A 21,756-nucleotide genomic window follows, 5' to 3' on the forward strand; every position below is an offset into this window, starting at 1 on the left:
GCGCTCCTTCAGATCAATTCACGGACGTCGACGAAACGACCGTTCACAGCGGCGGCTGCGGCCATGGCCGGGCTGACGAGATGGGTACGACCACCAGCGCCCTGACGGCCTTCGAAGTTACGGTTGGAGGTCGAAGCGCAATGCTCGCCCGGCTCCAGACGGTCCGGGTTCATCGCCAGGCACATCGAGCAACCCGGCTCACGCCATTCGAAACCGGCTTCGAGGAAAATCTTGTCCAGGCCTTCCGATTCGGCCTGCGCCTTCACCAGGCCCGAGCCCGGCACCACGATGGCCTGCTTGATGGTCGAAGCCACTTTGCGGCCCTTGGCAATCACGGCGGCGGCACGCAAGTCTTCGATGCGCGAGTTGGTGCAGGAACCGATGAACACGCGGTCCAGCTGAATGTCGGTGATCGCCTGATTGGCGGTCAAACCCATGTACTTCAAGGCGCGTACGATGGAGTCGCGCTTGACCAGGTCCATTTCCTTCGCAGGATCCGGCACGTTCTGATCGACCGCCAGGACCATTTCCGGCGAAGTGCCCCAGCTGACCTGCGGCTTGATCTGGGTGGCGTCGAGTTCGACCACGGTGTCGAACACCGCATCGGCATCGGACACCAGATCTTCCAGGCTTCAACGGCCATGTCCCACTCCGCGCCCTTCGGTGCGAACGGACGGCCCTTGACGTATTCCACGGTTTTTTCGTCGGCGGCCACCAGCCCAACGCGAGCGCCGGCCTCGATGGACATGTTGCAGATGGTCATGCGGCCTTCCACCGACAGGTCGCGAATCGCGCTGCCGGCGAACTCGATGGCGTGGCCGTTACCGCCAGCGGTACCGATCTTGCCGATCACGGCAAGCACGATGTCCTTGGCGGTGACGCCGAACGGCAATTGGCCTTCGACGCGCACCAGCATGTTCTTCATTTTCTTGGCGACCAGGCACTGGGTGGCGAGCACATGCTCGACCTCGGAGGTGCCAATACCATGAGCCAATGCGCCGAATGCGCCATGGGTCGAAGTATGGGAGTCGCCGCAGACCACGGTCATGCCCGGCAAGGTTGCGCCCTGCTCCGGGCCGATGACATGGACGATGCCCTGGCGAACGTCGTTCATCTTGAATTCGACGATGCCGTACTCATCGCAGTTGTCATCGAGGGTCTGGACTTGCAGACGCGAGACCTGGTCAACGATGGCGTCGATGCCGCCCTTGCGCTCCGGCGTGGTCGGTACGTTGTGGTCCGGGGTCGCGATGTTGGCATCGATGCGCCATGGCTTGCGCCCGGCCAGACGCAGGCCTTCGAAGGCTTGCGGCGAGGTCACTTCGTGGATGATGTGACGATCGATGTAGATCAGCGCAGAGCCATCGTCGCGCTGCTTGACCAAATGCGAATCCCAGAGCTTGTCGTAGAGCGTTTTGCCGGCCATCAGACGGTTTCCTCATCAGCTTGTTCTATGCCAGGGAGGTCTGTGTAGCGAGTTTCGTTAGTCAACTTCGGCGCCAGAAGCCCATATCCTGCGTTGCTGCTCCTCGCCATAGCGCGCTATGACTCGTCGCAGCGCCTTGGCTATGGACTTCTGGCATCCGAATTTGAACTAACAAACTCACCACACAGACCTCTGGGCCTTGAACGCATTCAATAACCCTTTGGCTTGTGAGGTCGATCCTAGGGGGTTACATTAAATAACTCAAATTCATATTTTTTATGCTTTGGATAACCAACTGGAATGCGACTATGGACCTGGCCAACCTCAATGCCTTTATTGCCATCGCCGAGACCGGAAGCTTCTCCGGCGCCGGTGAACGGCTGCACCTGACCCAACCGGCCATCAGCAAGCGCATCGCCGGGCTGGAGCAGCAATTGAAGGTGCGGTTGTTCGATCGTCTGGGTCGTGAAGTGGGCCTGACCGAGGCCGGGCGCGCCCTGCTGCCGCGGGCCTACCAGATTCTGAACGTCCTCGATGATACGCGCCGCGCCTTGACCAACCTCACCGGCGAAGTGACCGGTCGTCTGACCCTGGCCACCAGTCACCACATCGGCCTGCACCGTTTGCCGCCTTTATTAAGAGAGTTCACCCGACGCTACCCTGACGTCGCGCTGGATATTCAGTTTCTCGATTCGGAAGTGGCCTATGAAGAAATCCTCCATGGCCGCGCCGAACTGGCGGTCATTACCCTGGCACCGGAACCCCATGCACTGGTCAAGGCCACGCCGGTGTGGGACGACCCGCTGGATTTCGTGGTCGCCCCGGAGCATTCTCTGCTCAACAACGGCAAGGTCAGCCTGGCGGACATCGCCCGACATCCGGCGGTATTCCCCGGCGGCAACACGTTCACCCACCACATCGTGCAGCGGTTGTTCGAAGCCCGGGGCCTGACGCCAAACATCGCCATGAGCACCAACTACCTGGAAACCATCAAGATGATGGTCTCGATCGGCCTGGCCTGGAGTGTTTTGCCGCGCACCATGCTCGATGATCAGGTGGCGCGCATACCTTTGCCGGGCATACAGCTCACTCGCCAGCTAGGCTATATCCTGCACAAGGAAAGGACGCTGTCGAATGCTGCGCGGGCCTTCATGGCCCTGCTGGACGCTCAACTCGATCTGCCAGGGACTCAAGGCTAAGCTGTGCTAATCCTATAGAGCCGCGACTTCCTGCACCAAATGCCCATTCAGCCCAAGGCTTGCCAATGCCCAAATCTGTTGACCGTATTCCGCCAATGCCGCGCATACAGGCAATTGACCCGAAAAGCTCCGAACAGAGCTGGGAAAGCGCCTCGCAATTACTGGCCGCGCTCAACGGCGCGCGCCTGGGTGCCTGGTATTGGGACATAGAGCGCGGGCAGATCAGTTGGTCCCGGGGCACGCAGGCGCTGTTCGGCTTCGACCCCCGCAAACCATTGCCATCGGATCTGGAATACCTCGACCTGCTGCCCCCGGAAGATCGCGCGAAAACCCTTCGCGCCTTCCATGCAGTCATCGCCGGCGCGCCGCTGGAGCAGGCCATGCACCACCGCATTCGCTGGCCCGATGGCAGCCTGCACTGGCTGGAAATCAGCGGCAGCCTGTTGCCGGACAAGCACGGCCGGCCACGAATGATCGGCGTGATCCGCGAAATCACTCACCAGCGCCAGCGCGAACAGGCGTTGAGCAGCTCGGAAAAACGCTTCGCCACCCTGTTTCACCTGTGCCCGAACATGGTCCTGTTGACCCGCCAGGAAGACGGCCTGATCTCCGAAGCCAACCAGTATTTCGAAAGCCTGTTCGGCTGGCCGGTGCAAAATGCGATCGGCCGCACCACCTTGGAACTGGGGCTGTGGGTGCATCCCGAGCAACGGGACGAGCTGGTCAAGGCCACTAAAGCCAAAGGCGACCTGGTCAGCATGGAAGTGCAGTTTCGCGCCAACAACGGCCAGATCCATGACGGCATCCTCAGTGCGCAAAAAGTCGAGCTCGAAGGCCAGCCCTATCTGCTGAGCACGTTCCTTGACACCACCGAACGCAAAGTCGCCGAACAGGCCCTCAAGGACAGCCAGGAACGCCTCGACCTGGCCCTGGACTCGGCGCAACTCGGCACCTGGGACTGGCATATTCCCAGCGGCATGCTCTACGGATCGGCGCGGGCCGCCCAACTGCACGGACTGGACGCCAAACCCTTCCACGAGTCCTTCGACGAGTTCTTCGAAGGCGTGCCCGGCGATGAGCGCGACACCATGCGCGACGCCTACCGCAGCCTGCGTGAAGGCCCGGCCGGCAACTATCAATTGACCTACCGCGTGCAATTGCCCGACGGCAGCTAACGCTACCTGGAAAGCCGCGCCCGCCTGTACCGCGATGAAAACGGCGTGCCGGTGCGCATGGCCGGCACATTGCTCGACATCACTGACCAGGTGGAGCGCGAACAACGACTGGTGGCCTCCGAAGAGAAATTCGCCACGCTGTTCCAGGTCAGCCCCGACCCGATCTGCGTCACCCACCAGGACACCGGCCTGTTCATTGAAATCAACTCCAGCTTCACCCAGACCTTCGGCTGGAGCACCGCCGACGTGATTGGCCGCAGCGCCGACGAAATCGGCCTGTGGGACGCATCGGCGAAAAGCCTGCGACGGATCGAGCAGGTGATCCGCGAACAAGGCCTGAACAACGTCGCCATTCTGGTCCAGCACAAGAATGGACAGGCCCTGACGTGCGTGATTTCCAGCCGCCAGATCAGCGTCAGCGACCAGCCCTGCATCGTCACCACGCTGCGCGATATCACCCAGCAACAGCGCTCGGAAGCGGCGCTCAAGGCCAGTGAAGAGAAATTCGCCAAGGCCTTCCACTCCAGCCCCGACGCCATCACCATCACCGAGCGCGACACCGGACGCTATCTGGAGGTCAACGACGGCTTCTGCCGCCTGACCGGTTACCGCGCCGATGAAGTGGTGGGCCGCACGGTGTACCAGGTCGGGATCTGGGCAGAAGAAAAACAACGCTCGGCGCTGCTGGCGGAATTGCAGATCAAGGGTCGGGTTCATCATCAGGAAATGCTCGGACGCAACAAGCGCGGCGAACTGCTCACCGTCGAAGTCTCGGTGGAGCCGATCACCCTCAACGAAACCGCCTGCCTGCTGTTGACCGCGCGCGACGTGAGCCTGCTGAAAAACGCCGAAGCGCAGATTCGCCACCTGGCCTATCACGATCCACTGACCAACCTGCCCAACCGCGCATTGCTGATGGACCGCCTGAGCCAGCAGATCGCCCTGCTCAAACGTCACAACCTGCGCGGCGCGCTGATGTTCCTCGACCTCGACCATTTCAAGCACATCAACGACTCCCTCGGGCACCCGGTGGGCGATACCGTGTTGAAAATCATCACCGCGCGCCTGGAAGCCAGCGTGCGCATGGAGGACACCGTTGCGCGCCTGGGCGGTGACGAGTTCGTGGTGCTGCTCAGCGGTCTCGAAGGCTCGCGCAGCGAAGTCAGCGATCAGGTTCGCGAACTGGCCGACACCATCCGCGAGCTGCTGTCCGAACCGATGTTCCTTGACGGCCAGCGCCTGCAAGTGACGCCAAGCATCGGCATTGCGCTGATCCCCGATCACGGTTCGACCCCGACCGACCTGCTCAAGCGCGCCGACATTGCGCTCTATCGCGCCAAGGACTCGGGTCGCAATACCGCGCAGATGTACCACAACACCATGCAGAAGGCCGCGAGCGAACGCCTGCGCATGGAAACCGACTTGCGCCTGGCCCTTTCCCGGGGTGAGTTTCACGTGCATTACCAACCCCAGGTCGACGCCCGGGGCGACCGCATCGTCGGCGCCGAGGCCCTGGTGCGCTGGAATCATCCGGAGCTCGGCGCACAATCGCCCACCGACTTCATCAAGGTGCTGGAAGACAGCGGACTGATTCTGGAGGTCGGCACCTGGATCCTCGACGAAGCCTGCAAGGCCTTCAAACAATTGATCGAGGACGGACTGGTGAATCCGTACAAATTCAGCTTGTGCGTGAACATCAGCCCGCGCCAGTTCCGCCAGAACGATTTCGTCGAACGGGTTGAAAACAGCCTCGCCACCTACGGGCTACCCTGCACGTTGCTGAAGCTGGAAATCACCGAAGGCATCGTGATCCAGAACCTGGAGGACACCATCAACAAAATGCGCCGCCTGAAAAAACTCGGCGTGAGCTTCGCCATGGACGACTTCGGCACCGGCTATTCCTCGCTGACCTACCTCAAGCGCCTGCCGGTCGACACCCTGAAAATCGACAAGTCGTTCATCCGCGACGCCACCAGCGACCCGAACGACGCCGAGATCATCCGCGCCATCGTCGCCATGGCCCACAGCCTGGATTTGAAAGTGATTGCCGAAGGTGTGGAAACAGCGGAGCAACTGGAGTTCTTGCAGGGGTTGGATTGTCACTTCTACCAAGGGTATTTGCACAGTCAGCCGTTGCCGTTGGAGGCGTTTCAAAAACTCCTGAAGTGACGGGACACAGTCACAAAAAAGGGCGCCAATGGCGCCCTTTCTCTTGCTCTGACTCAGTGTTGCAGAGCCGGTTTCTGCACCCCGTTGATCGGGATGCGCTTGGCTTTCGCCTCTTCCGGGATCACCCGCAGCAGGTCGATGCTCAACAGGCCGTTGCGGAGGTCGGCAGCCTTGATCTCGATGTGGTCCGCCAGACGGAAGGACAACTTGAACGCACGCTGGGCAATGCCCTGGTGCAGGAAGGTCACGCCTTCGTTGGCGTCACGTTTGCCACCACTGATGGTCAGCACACCCTTCTCGACTTGCAGCTCCAGGTCATCTTCCTGGAAACCGGCGGCGGCTACGACGATGCGATATTGATCGTCACCGTGTTTTTCCACGTTGTAAGGGGGATAGGTGCTGCCTGGCTCATTGCGCAGGGCGGTTTCGAACAGGTCGTTGAAACGGTCGAAACCTACCGAGGAACGGAACAGTGGTGCCAGGGAAAATGCAGTACTCATGTTTCAAATCTCCTGAAAACAATCAGCAAGGTTTTTTGTCTCCGCGACCCGAATTCGGCATCGCGTACCCCTTAGATAGGGACCGCCGATTGCATTTCAAGAGATTTTTCGCTGTTTTTTTCAAAAAAGTTTCAGGCTGCTTCAGCGACCGACAAGCCCAGCAAACGCGAAACCTGGTCCAGTTCGGTCTCACGACGCAGGAGCGAAAACAGCTCCACCGCTTCGGGATAATTGCGGGTCAGCATCGCCAGCCATTGCTTCAGGCGCCCCGGCGATTGGCGTGGCGTCATCTGCGCCTTGGCTTGCAGCCAGAAGTCCTGGATCAGCGGCAGCAATTCCGTCCAAGTCATCTCGACCACCTCTTCACCGGCCCGCGCCGCGGCGATCTGCCGGGCGAGATCCGGACGCGAAACCAGGCCACGGCCGAGCATGATGTCTTCCACGCCGCTGATCTCGCGGCAGCGACGCCAGTCTTCGACGTTCCAGATGTCACCATTGGCGAACACCGGCACCTTGACCACGTCCTGCACGCGCGGAATCCACTCCCAGTGCGCCGGCGGCTTGTAGCCATCCACCTTGGTCCGCGCGTGCACCACGATATGTTCCGCTCCGCCTTCGGCCAGGGCCGTGGCACACACCAGCGAACCGTCCGGGCTGTCGAAGCCTAGGCGCATCTTGGCGGTGACCGGAATGTGTGCGGGGACGGCACGACGAACATGTTCGACGATCTGGTTGAGCAGTTCGGGCTCCTTGAGCAGTACCGCGCCACCACGAGATTTATTGACGGTCTTGGCCGGACAGCCGAAGTTCAGGTCGATCACTTCGGAACCCAGCTCGCAAGCCAGCGCGGCATTTTCTGCCAGGCACACCGGGTCGGAACCGAGCAGTTGCACACGCAACGGCACGCCAGAGGCTGTCCGGGCACCGTTGAGCAACTCCGGACCGAACTTGTGGAAATAGGCAGGTGTCAGCAACTGGTCGTTGACCCGAATGAACTCGGTCACGCACCAGTCAATACCGCCCACGCGGGTCAGCACATCGCGCAGGATGTCGTCGACCAACCCCTCCATGGGCGCCAAAGCAATTTGCATGAAAAACACACTCGAGGAAAAACGTGCAGCAGTTTACTGGATTGCGCGAGAAACCGCAGATCCCCTGTAGGAGCGAGCTTGCTCGCGAAAAACCCGAGACCACCGCGGGGAGCCAGGCTGGTCGCGTTATCGTTGACGACCATCGCGAGCCAGCTCGCTCCTACAGGGGTTAGAGCGACAACAGTGCCGGACCATAACCCTCAATGAACTCCGCCGGCATGCGCTTGGGCTTTCCCGTGGACAGTTCGATGCAGACGAAAGTGGTCTGCGCCCGCAGCAACGTCGAATTATCACTGGGGCGCTTCAACTGGAAGTGCCGGGTCATTTTCAGGCGCTGATCCCAATCGACGATCCAGGTCGCCAATTGCAACTCATCGTCTTCATAGGCTGCTGCCAGGTAATCGATCTCGTGGCGCACTACCGCCATCGCCCGGTCCAGCCGCCGGTACTCGACCAGATCCAGGCCAAGGCGCTGGGAGTGGCGCCAGGCACAGCGTTCGAGCCAGGTCACGTAGACCGCGTTGTTCGCGTGCCCCAACCCGTCAATGTCCTCGGCACCCACTTGCAGATCAATGATAAATGGCGTTTCCCGATCCCAGCCCATGCCCCACTCCCCCGGTCAGATAAATTCGACCGGGGCAGTGTAACGGATGCTCAAGCGGATTGGCGCGATTGCAGACGGCGACCGGCCAGCAGTGATAACACGCCATCAATCACCCGCGGGTCTGCCAGCACCCGCTGATGCCCACCTTCTTGCAGGCGCAGCAAACGGCTGTCGAACCAGGCTTCGTGGATCAACTGAGACTCCTTGACGGAGACCATGTTGTCATCTTCGGCGTGGACGATCAGGCCGGGCATATCGAGCTGATAGTGAGCGACATCCAACGTCGAAGCGCGCATGCCGACGTCATTTTCCACCTGGCGAATGAACGCCGAACGGGCTTTCGGTGGCAGCCCGACATAGCGCGCGAATCCACGCAACACGCCAAGGATCCGCGCCGGGGCGGCAATGGTGACCAGGGTTTCGGTGCGCAGGCCCAACTGCACCGCAAGCATGGCGCTGGCGCCTCCCATGGAGTGGCCAATGACTGCTTGCAGTGGCGGCAATTCGGCGGCGGCTTCGAGCATGGCGCGAGCAAAAAGCACCACATTCGCCTCGCTGCCCGGCGAGCGACCGTGAGCCGGACCATCCAGGGCGACCACGGAGTAACCGGCATCGACCAACGCCGTGATAAGGCTGGCAAACTGCGTTGGCCGCCCTTCCCATCCGTGCATCAGTAAAACGGCCGGGCCCTGCCCCCAACGCAACGCCGAGAGGCCGAAACGCAAGGTGATCCGCTCGGACCTCGCCAACAGCGGCAGCTCCCAGTCACGGGGTGGCAGATCCCGCGGTGTCATGAAGGCCAGTCGCATTTTGCTCGCGACCAGCTTCGGGGCAAACCAGCCCAAGGTGCCATTTACGCCACGAACCCACTTTAACGCGCTCATCGCATTCTCCTCAGGCCGCAGCCTTCAGGTCAACGCACTGCCGATTTGGCGGCGCGCAGCAATCGATCGGACAACTCTCCTGGCCCCAGCGCCCGCGCCAGAGCCAGCCCGCCCACCATCAAGGCCATATCGGCCAGGGCTTTTTCGGTTTCTTCAGGACTGGCCGCCAACTGCGCGACCATCATTTCCACATGCTCATTGAGTGCGACACGAAACGCTTCCGGCAGCCGCCCCAGTTCGCCGACCGATGCCGGGATCGGACAGGCCGATTCGGAGGAATCACGATGCTTGCGCGACAGGTAAAACGCCGCCACCAGAGTGCGACGCTCTTCGCCGGTCAACTCCGCGTCCATGTCGGCAATCAGGTCGCGGCGATGACCGAGCAATTGCTTGAACGCCTCGAGCATCATCGCGTCCTTGCTTTCGAAGTGTGCGTAGAAGCCGCCGACCGTCAGGCCCGCCGCCCCCATCACTTCGCCCACACTTGGCTCGGCCGGGCCGCGCTGAATCAGCGCTGCGCTGGCAGCCTTGAGGATGCGTTCGCGGGTTTGAGCTTTTTTATCGTTCATCGTTGCCTCCGAATATTACGACTAGAATATTATTCTCATAATAATTTTCTGCAAGCCGTGATTGTGACCGCTGGTCTGAAGAACAGTTTGAGAGAGATGGGGGATTTGGCCAAACGCCAGACAAACAAAAGGGCCATTCAATAATTGAATGACCCTTATAAAATCCCGCAGAGCGGGTAATCGTGGCGTCCCCTAGGGGACTCGAACCCCTGTTACCGCCGTGAAAGGGCGGTGTCCTAGGCCACTAGACGAAGGGGACACAAACCCTTCTATACAACTGATCAGTGCTGAGAGCTGATCGATTCAAGGCCGGTGTGGCCAGACCTTGAACTGTAAATTGGTGGAGCTAAGCGGGATCGAACCGCTGACCTCCTGCATGCCATGCAGGCGCTCTCCCAGCTGAGCTATAGCCCCGGATTTTTCGCCTCGCGGCGGAGCGACATCTTGCAACATCGCTTCTGTAAAACTGGCGTCCCCTAGGGGACTCGAACCCCTGTTACCGCCGTGAAAGGGCGGTGTCCTAGGCCACTAGACGAAGGGGACGCAAACCCTTCCATACAACTGATCAACGCTGAGCGTTGATCGCTTCAAGGTCGGTGTGGCCAGACCTTGAAGTGTAAATTGGTGGAGCTAGACGGGATCGAACCGTCGACCTCTTGCATGCCATGCAAGCGCTCTCCCAGCTGAGCTATAGCCCCTCATCGTTGATGTCATCGCTGAGGACGGGGCGAATCTTAAGGGCGTATCGGAAGCCTGTCAAACTTATTTTTCAAAAAATTTAAAATTTTTTGTCGGCATAACAATCACTTACCGCCCTCCCCCCGGAAAATCGGGGGTTTGGGAAAGAACGCAGGCCCGTAGGAGCTGGCGAAGCCTGCGATCTTTTTGGAGCCACCAGAGATCAGGATCAAAAGATCGCAGCCTGCGACAGCTCCTACAGGGGATATCAGGCGATAGCGCCCAACAGCTTTTCCCACTCTTTGTTTTCTTTCTTCGACACACCGCCCAACAGGTCAATGGCCTGGCGCAGACGGAAACGGGTCAGGTCCGGCCCGAGAATTTCCATCGCATCAAGCACCGAGACCGAGCTGGCCTGGCCTGTGATCGCAGCGAACATCAGCGGCATGGCATCACGCAGCTTCAGTTCCAGGGATTCGACTACAGCCTGGATCGTCGCGGTGATGCTGTCCTTCTCCCACTGACGCAGGCTTTCGAGCTTCCACAGGATCAACTGCATCAGCTGGCGGACCTGATCGCCCGACAGCTTCTTGGATTCGAACAACTTCGCATCCGGGTTCACGCCACCGGCAAAGAAGAACCCGGCCAGCGGTGCCACCTGGCTGAAGGTTTCGACCCGGCCCTGCACGTGCGGCGCGATCTTCATCATGTATTCGGAATTGAACGCCCACTTCTGCACGCGTGCGGCGAACTCTTCCACCGGCAGGTCACGCAGCCACTGGCCGTTGAGCCACGACAGTTTCTCGATGTCGAATATCGGCCCGCCAAGGGACACGCGCTTCAGATCGAAGTTGTCGACCATTTCCTGCAACGAGAACTTCTCGCGCTCGTCCGGCATCGACCAGCCCATGCGGCCCAGGTAGTTGAGCATCGCTTCGGGCATGAAGCCCATGCGCTCGTAGAACGTCACCGAGGTCGGGTTCTTGCGCTTGGACAGCTTGCTCTTGTCCGGGTTACGCAGCAGCGGCATGTAGCACAGCTCCGGTTGTTCCCAGCCGAAGTACTCGTAAAGCAGGATCAGCTTTGGTGCCGATGGCAGCCACTCTTCGCCGCGCAATACGTGGGTGATGCCCATCAGGTGATCGTCGACCACGTTGGCCAGGAAGTATGTCGGCAGGCCGTCGGTCTTCATCAGGACTTGCATGTCCATGCGGTCCCACGGGATTTCAACGTCGCCGCGCAGCATGTCCGGCACCACGCAGACACCTTCGCTCGGTACTTTCATACGGATAACGTGCGGCTCACCAGCCGCCAGGCGACGGGCGACTTCTTCCTTGGACAGCAGCAGCGCGCGACCGTCGTAACGCGGGGTTTCACCGCGAGCCATCTGCTCGGCGCGCATCTGGTCCAGCTCTTCGGCGGTGCAGAAGCACGGGAAGGCATGCCCCATGTCGACCAGTTGCTGGCAATACTTCTGATAAATATCGCCGCGCTCGCTTTGACGATACGGACCGTGCGGGCCGCCGACGTCCGGGCCTTCGCTCCAGTCGATCCCCAGCCAGCGCAAGGCGTCGAAAATCTGCTGTTCGGACTCGCGGGTCGAACGCAGCTGGTCGGTGTCTTCGATCCGCAGGATGAACTCACCGCCGTGCTGCTTGGCAAAGCAGTAGTTGAACAAGGCGATGTAGGCGGTACCTACGTGGGGATCCCCGGTAGGCGATGGCGCGATGCGAGTGCGGACGGTGGTCATGGCATGTCTCGAAAAGATAAAAAGCGAAGTTCAAAGCGAACGTCAAACAAGAGGCGAATGGTAACAGGCGACACAGGCCAGGCTCCAGTGAACAGGGCATTTAAGCCAAGGTTGCGTCTGTAACGCCCGTATGGCGCGGTGAATGGCCGAATATCAGCCGATGGCATTTACCGTTTATCGGCTGTATGCCAGATTTGCCCGCTGATAACTTCCCTTACAATTTCTCGACTACAGTTTGCCCCATGCCTGCCCAACTCAAGCGTCGCCTCTTCACCTTCCTGCTGATTGTCCTGTTGATTGGCGGGGGCCTGTTTGCCCACTGGTTCTTCAAGGGGCGCTTTTATGAAAGCACCGACAACGCTTATGTCCAGGGCGAGATCACCCGTGTGTCGAGCCAATTGGGCGCGCGCATCGATCGGGTGCTGGTGCAGGACAACCAGCATGTCGAGAAAGGCCAGTTGCTGATCAAACTCGAAGGCGACGACTTCCGCCTCGCTGTCGACCGTGCCAACGCGACCCTCGCCACCCGCGAGGCCGAACGCCTGCAAGCCCAGAGCAAACTGACCCAGCAGGCCAGCCTGATTGCCGCCAGCGAAGCGCAAGTTGCGTCCAGCCAGGCCAGCCTGGGTCGCTCGCAGATCGACCTGACCCGCGCCGAGACCTTGCGCAAGCCTGGTTATGTCTCGGAAGAACGGGTGACCACCCTGTCCGCCGACAACCACATTGCCCGCTCGCAAGTGGCCAAGGCCCAGGCCGACGCGCAAAGCCAGCGTCAGCAGGTCAACGCACTGACCGCCGAGATCAAACGCCTCGACGCGCAGATCGCCAACGCCAGGACCGACCTCGCCCAGGCCGAACTGAACCTGACCCGCAGCGAAATCCATGCGCCCATCAGCGGCCTGATCGGCCAGCGTGCAGCCCGCGAAGGCCAATACGTGCATGCCGGTGCCTACCTGCTGTCGATCGTGCCGGACGAAGACATCTGGATTCAGGCCAACTTCAAGGAAACCCAGATCGGCCACATGCAGCCCGGCCAGAGAGCCGAGCTGACCTTCGACGCCTACAGCGACACCCCGATCGAGGCACGGGTCGACAGCCTGTTCGCCGCCTCGGGCGCGCAGTTCAGCCTGTTGCCGCCGGACAATGCCACGGGCAACTTCACCAAAGTCGTACAACGGATTCCGGTAAAACTGACCTTCGCCGCCGACAACCCGCTGCGCGGCAAGATCCGCCCGGGCATGTCGGTGACCGCCAAGGTGAACATCAAGGACGCCCCTGACGATGTCACCACCAAATTGAGCAGCAAAGACGCCCCTGACGATGGCCGGTGATCAACTGATCCGCCCGGCCGGCGAACCGACCCGGCGCGACTGGATCGCGGTGATGAGCGTGATGCTCGGCGCCTTCATGGCGGTGCTGGACATCCAGATCACCAACTCCTCGCTCAAGGATATCCAGGGCGCGCTGTCGGCAACCCTGGAAGAAGGCTCGTGGATCTCCACCTCGTACCTGGTGGCGGAAATCATCATGATCCCGCTCACCGCCTGGCTCGTGCAGCTGCTGTCGGCACGGCGCCTGGCGGTTTGGGTGTCCCTCGGGTTTCTCGCGGCCTCCCTGCTCTGCTCCATGGCCTGGAGCCTGGAAAGCATGATCGTCTTCCGCGCCCTGCAAGGGTTTACCGGTGGCGCGCTGATTCCACTGGCGTTCACCCTGACCCTGATCAAGCTCCCGGAGCACCACCGCGCCAAAGGCATGGCCATGTTCGCCATGACCGCCACCTTTGCCCCCTCCATCGGCCCGACCCTCGGCGGTTGGCTGACGGAAAACTGGGGCTGGGAATACATCTTCTACATCAACATCCCGCCCGGCCTGATCATGATTGCCGGCCTGATGTACGGCCTGGAGAAAAAACCAGCGCACTGGGAATTGCTGAAAAGCACTGACTACGCCGGCATTCTCACCCTTGGCGTCGGGCTCGGTTGCCTGCAGGTGTTTCTGGAGGAAGGCCATCGCAAGGACTGGCTGGAGTCGAGCCTGATCGTGACCCTGGGCAGCATTGCGCTGGTCAGCCTGATCACCTTTGTGATCGTGCAGTTTTCCAAACCCAATCCGCTGATCAACCTCGGCATCCTCGGCAACCGCAACTTTGGCTTATCCAGTATTTCCAGCGTCGGGATGGGGGTCGGGCTGTATGGCTCGATCTACCTGTTGCCGCTCTACCTGGCGCAGATCCAGAACTACAACGCCCTGCAGATCGGTGAAGTGATCATGTGGATGGGCGTGCCGCAGCTGTTTCTGATTCCGCTGGTGCCCAAGCTGATGAAATTTGTTTCGCCGAAATGGCTATGCACCCTGGGCTTCGGGTTGTTCGGGTTGGCGAGTTTCTCTTCGGGCGTACTGAACCCGGACTTTGCCGGGCCACAGTTCAATCAGATCCAGATCATCCGCGCCCTGGGGCAGCCACTGATCATGGTGACCATCTCACTGATCGCCACCTCCTACATCCTGCCCCAGGATGCGGGATCGGCGTCGAGCCTGTTCAACATCCTGCGCAACCTCGGCGGAGCCATCGGCATCGCCCTGCTCGCCACCCTGCTGGATGCGCGGACCAAGGTTTACTTTGACTACCTGCGTGAAGCCATCGTGCCGAGCAATCCGCAGGTGGCTGAACGCCTGGCATCGTTGACCAGCACGCTGGGCAACGAAACGGCGGCACTGGGCAAACTCAGCGAAATCGCCCACCAGCAGGCGTCGATCATGGCCTACAACGATGCATTTCATTTTGTCGGGATTGCGCTGGGGGTCAGCATGGTGGCGGTGTTGCTGACCAGGAAACTGCCGGCGGGACTGAAGGCTGGCGAAGCGCACTAGTTGGTACTTTTTGTAGTGCCCTGACTGGCCTCTTCGCGGGCAAGCCCGCTCCCACAGGGACCACACCGAACCTTGTGGGAGCGGGCTTGCTCGCGATGAGGCCAGTTCAGACACTACAAATCAAACAGTAATCAACCGCTCCCGCAACTTGCCAATCTCATCGCGCATCTGCGCCGCCGCTTCAAACTCCAGATCACGCGCCAACGCATACATCTTCTCTTCCAGGGCCTTGATACGCTTGGCGATCTCGCCCGGCGTGCGCAATTCGGCTTCGTATTTGGCGTTTTCCTCGGCGGCCTTGGCCATGCCCTTGCGCTTCTTGCTGCGCGAGCCGGGTACGGTGGCGCCTTCCATGATGTCGGCAACGTCCTTGAACACGCCTTTTGGTGTGATGCCGTTGGCCAGGTTGAAGGCGATCTGCTTGTCGCGGCGACGCTCGGTTTCACCGATCGCCCGCTCCATGGAACCGGTAATCCGGTCGGCATACAGAATCGCCCGGCCATTGAGGTTACGTGCCGCGCGCCCGATGGTCTGGATCAGCGAGCGCTCGGAACGCAGGAAGCCTTCCTTGTCGGCATCGAGGATCGCTACCAGCGAGACTTCCGGCATGTCCAGACCTTCACGCAGCAGGTTGATGCCCACCAACACATCGAAAGTGCCGAGGCGCAGGTCGCGGATGATCTCCACGCGCTCCACGGTGTCGATGTCCGAGTGCAGGTAGCGCACGCGCACGCCATGGTCGGCCAGGTAATCGGTCAAATCCTCGGCCATGCGCTTGGTCAGCGTGGTGACCAGCACTCGCTCTTCCAGAGCGACGCGCTTGGTGATTTCCGACAGCAAGTCGTCAACCTGAGTCAGTGCCGGGCGGATCTCGATTTGCGGGTCCACCAGCCCGGTCGGACGCACCACCATGTCAATGACGCGCCCTGCGTGTTCGGCTTCATAGTTGCCGGGGGTCGCCGAGACGAAAATCGTCTGCGGGCTGATGCTTTCCCATTCATCGAAACGCATCGGCCGGTTGTCCAGTGCCGAGGGCAGGCGGAAACCGTACTCGACCAGCGTCTCTTTTCGCGAACGGTCGCCCTTGTACATGGCGCCAACCTGCGGAACGCTGACGTGGGACTCGTCGATCACCAGCAAGGCATCCGCTGGCAGATAGTCATAAAGCGTCGGCGGCGGCGCGCCCGCTTCGCGACCGGACAAATAACGCGAGTAGTTTTCGATGCCGTTGCAGTAACCCAGTTCGAGGATCATCTCCAGATCGAAACGGGTGCGCTGCTCTAGGCGCTGGGCTTCCACCAGCTTGTTGTTGGAACGCAGGTATTCCAGGCGCTCCTGCAACTCGACCTTGATGCCTTCGACCGCGCCCATCAGGGTTTCCCGTGGCGTCACGTAGTGGCTCTTCGGGTAGAAGGTGAAGCGCGGCAGTTTGCGAATGACTTCGCCGGTCAGCGGGTCGAATGCCGACAGGCTTTCCACCTCATCGTCGAAGAGCTCGATGCGGATCGCTTCAAAATCGGATTCCGCCGGATGGATATCGATCACATCGCCACGCACGCGGAAGGTCGCACGAGCAAAATCCATGTCGTTGCGGGTGTATTGCAGGTCGGCCAGGCGCCGCAGCAATTCGCGCTGATCGAGCCGGTCGCCGCGATCCACGTGCAGCACCATCTTCAAATAGGTTTCCGGGCTGCCCAGACCGTAGATGCAAGACACCGTGGTGACGATGATCGCGTCCTTACGCTCAAGCAATGCCTTGGTCGCCGACAAACGCATCTGTTCGATGTGGTCGTTGATCGAGGCGTCTTTCTCGATGAAGGTATCCGAGGACGGCACGTAGGCTTCAGGCTGGTAGTAGTCGTAGTAGGAAACGAAATACTCCACCGCGTTGTTCGGGAAGAACGCCTTGAACTCGCCGTACAACTGCGCCGCCAAAGTCTTGTTCGGCGCCAGCACCAGGGTTGGACGCTGCACCTGGGCGATCACGTTGGCGATGCTGAACGTCTTGCCCGAACCGGTCACACCGAGCAGCGTCTGGTGCGCCAGCCCGGCCTCAATGCCCTCGACCATCAGGCGGATGGCTTCCGGTTGATCGCCGGCGGGCTCGAAACGGGTGACTAGCTGGAATTCAGACATGAAAAACCTCTGGATCACTCTTGCCGGCAAAACCGGCACGAACGAGAAAGACCGCAAACGACCGATGTCGCCCAAGGAAAAAACTGGATTGTGCTCAATGTGGAGCCGATTGCCATCGCTTTCAAGGCAAACGTCCTACATCCGGTAAAATCTCCGACACGACCAATCGACTAACGGTCGAAAAATAATCGGAAAAACTTACCTTAAAAGACCAATCGCCTGTCGCCATTGATCGCGGATGGCCTCTATACTAGCTCCCCGTTTGTGCACCGCTCTAGTGCATTCGGCTGGAGCGCGACACGTCCCTCCACTCTCCATTCAGAGCCGCCGCAATAATGAGCCTGTTCTCCGCTGTCGAAATGGCACCACGCGATCCAATCCTGGGCCTCAACGAAGCATTCAACGCCGATACCCGGACCAACAAAGTCAACCTGGGGGTCGGTGTTTACTGCAACGAGGAGGGGCGAATTCCACTCCTGCGCGCCGTTGTCGAAGCCGAAACCATTCGCGCCGCTCAACACGTTTCCCGTGGCTACCTGCCAATCGACGGCATCGCCGCCTACGACCAGGCTGTGCAGAAATTGCTGTTCGGCAATGATTCGCCGCTGATCGCCGCTGGCCGTGTGATCACCACCCAGGCCGTTGGCGGTACTGGCGCCCTGAAAATCGGTGCCGACTTCCTCAAGCAACTGCTGCCGAACGCCGTTGTGGCGATCAGCGACCCGAGCTGGGAAAACCACCGCGCGCTGTTCGAAACCGCCGGTTTCCCGGTGCAGAACTACCGTTACTACGACGCCGCCACCCACGACGTGAACCGTACCGGCATGCTCGAAGACCTGAACGCGCTGCCAAACGGCTCGATCATTGTGCTGCACGCCTGCTGCCACAACCCGACCGGCGTGGACCTGAGCCCGGCGGACTGGAAAAACGTTCTTGAAGTAGTGAAAGCGAAGGGCCACGTGCCATTCCTCGACATGGCGTATCAAGGTTTCGGCGATGGCATCGACGAAGACGCCGCTGCCGTGCGCCTGTTCGCGGAATCGGGCCTGACTTTCTTCGCCTCCAGCTCGTTCTCCAAGTCGTTCTCGCTGTACGGCGAGCGCGTGGGTGCCCTGTCGATCGTCAGCGAATCGAGAGAAGAAAGCGCGCGCGTGCTGTCGCAAGTCAAACGCGTGATCCGCACCAACTACTCCAACCCGCCGACCCACGGTGCCAGCGTTGTCGCTGCAGTGCTGAACAGCCCGGAACTGCGCGCCCAGTGGGAAGCCGAACTGGCCGAAATGCGCCTGCGCATTCGTGGCATGCGTACCCAGATGGTCGACCTGCTGGCACAAAAAGCGCCTCAGCGCGATTTCAGCTTCGTCGGTCGTCAGTGCGGCATGTTCTCCTACTCCGGCTTGAGCGTTGAGCAGGTTCACCGCCTGCGCAACGAGTTCGGCATCTATGCCCTGGACACCGGCCGCATCTGCGTGGCCGCGCTGAACCAGAGCAATATCAAGGTTGTGACGGATGCGATTGTTCAGGTGATCTGAGTCGTCCTCTGACACAAAAACGGGAAGCCTTTTGGCTTCCCGTTTTTTATTTGTCGCAGATAATTTTCGGCAACCAGAGCGACCCCTCTAAACTGCATACATCTATCCACTGTGGGAGCGAGCTTGCTCCGGGCGGCGTTCCGACGATAGCGATTGTCCTGCCAACATCAATGTTGAATGGGATGCCCTCATCGCGAGCAAGCTCGCTCCCACAGGATTTGCGTACACCCTGGATTTCTTATGAGAGCCGATATGAAAAACGATGACCTGCGCGCCGACCGCGATGACCTGGATGACTTCATCCCTCGCACCCCAGCCAAACAACGCGGCAACAACCTGGTGATGCAAGTCGCTGCCGGCGTGTTTCTCGGCGGTCTGGCCCTATGGCTGGTGCAACTGGGTGCCACGGCGCTCTACGCCAAACTGATGCTTGGCACCATTACCTTCGGCGGTTAAGCCAGTTCACTCGCACGCTGGCTGGCAGCGTCGTCGTAGGCGACATACAGCGATTCCGCGACCTGGCTCTTGATCGCTTTAGTGCTTTCCAGGCCCAGGACAAAACCTTCGGCCTTGCCACCCGCGCGGTTCAATGCTTCAGCGGTGCCGGCCTGAGTGATGGCGTCGAACAACTTTTCGGCGTGGGGGCCGACACCTTTGGGCAGGCTGATCTGAGAGATGCTCATGGATGCACCCTGTGGTGTCGAGGTGGGGGGGTCAAATGATTCATGGCGCGTACCTTTTCGGCGAATGGCCGGCAGCGCGTGTCACCACTTCCGGGCGGTCATGGTAGACCTCCGGGACGATCCTGGTAACCGCCAATCGCCGCTAAACCACCGCCCGTCCCGATGATTCGCTCCAATTGTTATTCGATGCTTGACTTCTCTTTTTGAATCAGTAACATAGGCGCCATTCCGCGATAGCTCAGTTGGTAGAGCAAGTGACTGTTAATCACTGGGTCCCTGGTTCGAGTCCAGGTCGTGGAGCCAGACAGCAACATCGAAGAGCCCCTGAATCGAAAGATTCAGGGGCTTTTTTTGTGGCCGCTTGAAAAGCCGTCTCCTGAAAAGCAAAAAGCCGATCTGTCCATTCGACAGATCGGCCCTTTTCAGTCGCCGTGAACGTCAGACATGTTCACTGCTTTTCGCGTGCGCCGCCCGTGGTTCTGCCACGCCGTGCTCCGATTCCAGCACCGGAATCTCCTTGCCGTCGCAATCGTGCAGTTTACCGTCGCTGAAATAATCGCCTTCACGCAACGCCGCCAGATCCTGATAACGCAGCACCCGCTCGGTACCGGCCGCAAAGACCGATTGCTGGTCGGAGTTACCGGCGGTGAGGTGGTTGAAGGTCAGGTTCAGCACGATGGCCATGATCGCCGAAGAGCTGATGCCCGAATGGAAAATGGTCGCGAACCAGCTCGGGAAGTGGTCGTAGAAGTTCGGCGCCGCGATCGGGATCATGCCGAAGCCGATGGAGGTGGCGACAATGATCAGATTGACGTTGTTGCGGTAATCGACCTTGGACAAGGTCCGAATGCCGCTGGCCGCCACGGTGCCAAACAGCACGATGCCGGCGCCGCCCAGTACGGAGGTTGGCACGGCAGCTATGACGCGGCCCATGAAGGGCAGCAGGCCGAGGATCACCAGGAACAGACCGCCGGTTGCCACCACATAGCGGCTCTTGATGCCAGTGACCGCCACCAGCCCGACGTTCTGGGCGAAGGCGCTTTGGGTGAAGGAACCGAAGATCGGCGCGAACATGCTCGACAGCATGTCGGCGCGCAGACCGTTGCCCAGGCGCTTGGAGTCAACCTTGGTGCCGATGATCTCACCGACGGCAAGGATATCCGCCGAAGTCTCCACCAGCGTCACCATCACCACGATGCACATCGACAGGATCGCAGCGAAGTGGAAGGTCGGCATACCAAAGTGGAACGGCGTCGGGAAGCCGAACATCGGGCCCTGGGTTACGGACGAGAAATCCGCCATGCCGAGGAACACCGCGATGATCGTGCCGACGACCATGGCCAGCAGAATCGATAAGCGGGAGATGGTCGCACTGCCGATTTTGCTCAACAGCAGCACCAGCACCAGTGTCACCGCCGCCAGGCCGATGTTCGCCATGCTGCCGAAGTCCGGCGCATGACTGTTACCGCCCATGGCCCAGCGCGCGGCTACCGGCATCAGCGTCAGGCCGATGGTGGTAATCACGATGCCGGTCACCAGCGGCGGGAAGAACCTGGTGATACGCGAGAACACCGGGGTTATCAGCAACCCGATCAGGGACGCCGCTATCACCGCACCCAGCACCGACTGAAACCCGCCCTCCCCGCCACTGCTGACAATCGCCACCATGGTCGCGACGCCAGAGAAGGACACGCCCTGCACCAGCGGCAACTGACAGCCAAAAACGGTAAACCCAGGGTTTGCAGCAGCGTTGCCAGCCCCCGCAAACAATGAAGCAGCAATCAACAAACCGATGTCCGCCGGCGAGAGCCCGGCCGCCTGGCCGATGATCAATGGCACCGCGACGATACCGCCATACATGGTCAGAACATGTTGCAGGCCATAAGCCATATTCGCGCCGATCCCAAGATTTTCGTCCTCGGGCCGTTGGTGTGAAACATGGGGCGTTTTCATGGAGGGGTTCCCTGGTTTTTGTTATGTGCACACTGTATGCAATAGTCCTGACAAATGTCTATAGAGTTGTATACAACTTATCAGTCACAAAATGGATACCTGTCCATTCCCCCCTCGCAGCCTCAAGCGTAGCCCCGCCTAAAACCTTGAAATACATCCTTCCTGGGCAACCCCTGTTGCTGACTAGTCTTTTCGGTTCCTGGCGACCATCGGTAAAGCCACCTCTTCCACATACATATAAAGTATGCATAATGAAGTCATTCGACATTCAGTTCCACAAGGCAAAGAACGCAGCCAACAAACTCAAGCACCAAGGCATCAGCCTCGCAGAGACAGAACCGGTATTCCATGACGACCGAGCGCTGACCATCGAGGACAACCACCACGATGAACAACGCTGGATCACCCTGGGACTGGATGCCAAAGGTCGTTTGCTGGTCGTCGCGTACACCTACCGCGATCCGAATTTCGTTCGAATCATTTCCGCGCGCATCGCCACCAAAAGCGAGCGCCGTCAGTATCTGGAGGCATGACCG

At 60.0% G+C, this 21,756-nt stretch carries 15 protein-coding genes, 5 tRNA genes and 2 pseudogenes; 8 read left to right on the top strand and 14 right to left on the bottom strand.

The window, feature by feature from the left end; all coding sequences use genetic code 11:
* Nucleotides 1-8: 8 nt before the first annotated feature.
* Nucleotides 9-1,426, bottom strand: a pseudogene (gene leuC, locus RS887_RS00910) (3-isopropylmalate dehydratase large subunit).
* 308 nt (nt 1,427-1,734) lie between these two features.
* Here leuC and RS887_RS00915 point away from each other — a divergent pair.
* Both RS887_RS00915 and RS887_RS00920 read left to right on the top strand, forming a co-directional pair.
* Nucleotides 1,735-2,625, top strand: coding sequence for a LysR family transcriptional regulator (locus RS887_RS00915; RefSeq protein WP_322614047.1), 891 nt, complete (start codon nt 1,735-1,737; stop codon nt 2,623-2,625).
* Between the two features lie 65 nt (nt 2,626-2,690).
* Nucleotides 2,691-5,969 (top strand): annotated as a pseudogene (locus RS887_RS00920) (EAL and GGDEF domain-containing protein).
* A gap of 53 nt (nt 5,970-6,022) precedes the next feature.
* Here RS887_RS00920 and RS887_RS00925 read toward each other — a convergent pair.
* The 10 genes from RS887_RS00925 to gltX all read right to left on the bottom strand — a co-directional run bounded on the left by RS887_RS00925 (nt 6,023) and on the right by gltX (nt 12,045).
* Entirely contained in the window at nt 6,023-6,469 is a 447-nt protein-coding gene (locus tag RS887_RS00925; RefSeq protein WP_322614048.1) for an Hsp20 family protein, read from the bottom strand.
* A 131-nt stretch (nt 6,470-6,600) separates the two neighbouring features.
* Complete coding sequence (locus tag RS887_RS00930) at nt 6,601-7,560, bottom strand: tRNA dihydrouridine synthase (RefSeq protein ID WP_322614049.1); 960 nt, start codon at nt 7,558-7,560, stop codon at nt 6,601-6,603.
* Nucleotides 7,561-7,729: 169 nt separating this feature from the next.
* Nucleotides 7,730-8,164, bottom strand: a complete 435-nt coding sequence (locus tag RS887_RS00935; protein ID WP_322614050.1) for a thioesterase family protein — start codon at nt 8,162-8,164, stop codon at nt 7,730-7,732.
* Between the two features lie 50 nt (nt 8,165-8,214).
* Entirely contained in the window at nt 8,215-9,048 is an 834-nt protein-coding gene (locus RS887_RS00940) for an alpha/beta fold hydrolase (protein WP_322614051.1), read from the bottom strand.
* 29 nt (nt 9,049-9,077) lie between these two features.
* Nucleotides 9,078-9,617 (bottom strand): TetR/AcrR family transcriptional regulator, encoded by a 540-nt coding sequence (locus RS887_RS00945; protein ID WP_223457063.1) that lies wholly within the window; start codon nt 9,615-9,617, stop codon nt 9,078-9,080.
* Nucleotides 9,618-9,800: 183 nt separating this feature from the next.
* Nucleotides 9,801-9,876: transfer RNA gene (locus RS887_RS00950), tRNA-Glu, on the bottom strand.
* Nucleotides 9,877-9,955: 79 nt separating this feature from the next.
* Nucleotides 9,956-10,031, bottom strand: a tRNA-Ala gene (locus RS887_RS00955).
* A 53-nt stretch (nt 10,032-10,084) separates the two neighbouring features.
* Nucleotides 10,085-10,160: transfer RNA gene (locus tag RS887_RS00960), tRNA-Glu, on the bottom strand.
* Nucleotides 10,161-10,239: 79 nt separating this feature from the next.
* Nucleotides 10,240-10,315, bottom strand: a tRNA-Ala gene (locus RS887_RS00965).
* Nucleotides 10,316-10,563: 248 nt separating this feature from the next.
* A complete protein-coding gene (gltX, locus tag RS887_RS00970; protein ID WP_007956429.1) occupies nt 10,564-12,045 on the bottom strand; it encodes a glutamate--tRNA ligase in 1,482 nt (493 codons plus the stop codon).
* Between the two features lie 242 nt (nt 12,046-12,287).
* Here gltX and RS887_RS00975 point away from each other — a divergent pair, with 242 nt between their 5' ends.
* Both RS887_RS00975 and RS887_RS00980 read left to right on the top strand, forming a co-directional pair.
* Nucleotides 12,288-13,376 carry an HlyD family secretion protein gene (locus RS887_RS00975; protein ID WP_322614052.1) on the top strand — a complete coding sequence of 363 codons (1,089 nt, stop codon included), beginning with the start codon at nt 12,288-12,290 and terminating at the stop codon, nt 13,374-13,376.
* Nucleotides 13,377-13,425: 49 nt separating this feature from the next.
* Complete coding sequence (locus tag RS887_RS00980; protein WP_322615237.1) at nt 13,426-14,916, top strand: MDR family MFS transporter; 1,491 nt, start codon at nt 13,426-13,428, stop codon at nt 14,914-14,916.
* A gap of 120 nt (nt 14,917-15,036) precedes the next feature.
* On the opposite strand, the gene uvrB is transcribed toward RS887_RS00980, so the two are convergent.
* Nucleotides 15,037-17,052, bottom strand: a complete 2,016-nt coding sequence (gene uvrB / locus RS887_RS00985; RefSeq protein WP_322614053.1) for an excinuclease ABC subunit UvrB — start codon at nt 17,050-17,052, stop codon at nt 15,037-15,039.
* A 335-nt stretch (nt 17,053-17,387) separates the two neighbouring features.
* On the opposite strand from uvrB, the gene RS887_RS00990 reads away from it, so the two are divergent.
* Nucleotides 17,388-18,584 carry an amino acid aminotransferase gene (locus tag RS887_RS00990; RefSeq protein ID WP_322614054.1) on the top strand — a complete coding sequence of 399 codons (1,197 nt, stop codon included), beginning with the start codon at nt 17,388-17,390 and terminating at the stop codon, nt 18,582-18,584.
* Between the two features lie 252 nt (nt 18,585-18,836).
* Nucleotides 18,837-19,040 (top strand): hypothetical protein, encoded by a 204-nt coding sequence (locus RS887_RS00995; protein WP_111282164.1) that lies wholly within the window; start codon nt 18,837-18,839, stop codon nt 19,038-19,040.
* Here the strand turns inward: RS887_RS00995 and RS887_RS01000 are convergent.
* A complete protein-coding gene (locus RS887_RS01000) occupies nt 19,037-19,267 on the bottom strand; it encodes a hypothetical protein (protein WP_108217803.1) in 231 nt (76 codons plus the stop codon). The two genes, RS887_RS00995 and RS887_RS01000, sit on opposite strands and share 4 nt — an antisense overlap.
* A gap of 227 nt (nt 19,268-19,494) precedes the next feature.
* On the opposite strand from RS887_RS01000, the gene RS887_RS01005 reads away from it, so the two are divergent.
* A tRNA-Asn gene (locus tag RS887_RS01005) sits at nt 19,495-19,570 on the top strand.
* A gap of 135 nt (nt 19,571-19,705) precedes the next feature.
* Here RS887_RS01005 and RS887_RS01010 read toward each other — a convergent pair.
* Entirely contained in the window at nt 19,706-21,220 is a 1,515-nt protein-coding gene (locus RS887_RS01010) for a nucleobase:cation symporter-2 family protein (protein WP_322614055.1), read from the bottom strand.
* Between the two features lie 251 nt (nt 21,221-21,471).
* On the opposite strand from RS887_RS01010, the gene RS887_RS01015 reads away from it, so the two are divergent.
* On the top strand, nt 21,472-21,753 hold the full coding sequence (locus RS887_RS01015) for a BrnT family toxin (protein WP_322614056.1): 282 nt from the start codon (nt 21,472-21,474) through the stop codon (nt 21,751-21,753).
* The last annotated feature ends 3 nt before the right edge of the window (nt 21,754-21,756 follow it).

It is taken from the genome of Pseudomonas sp. BIC9C (assembly GCF_034541995.1).
Taxonomy (GTDB): domain Bacteria; phylum Pseudomonadota; class Gammaproteobacteria; order Pseudomonadales; family Pseudomonadaceae; genus Aquipseudomonas; species Aquipseudomonas fluorescens_CC.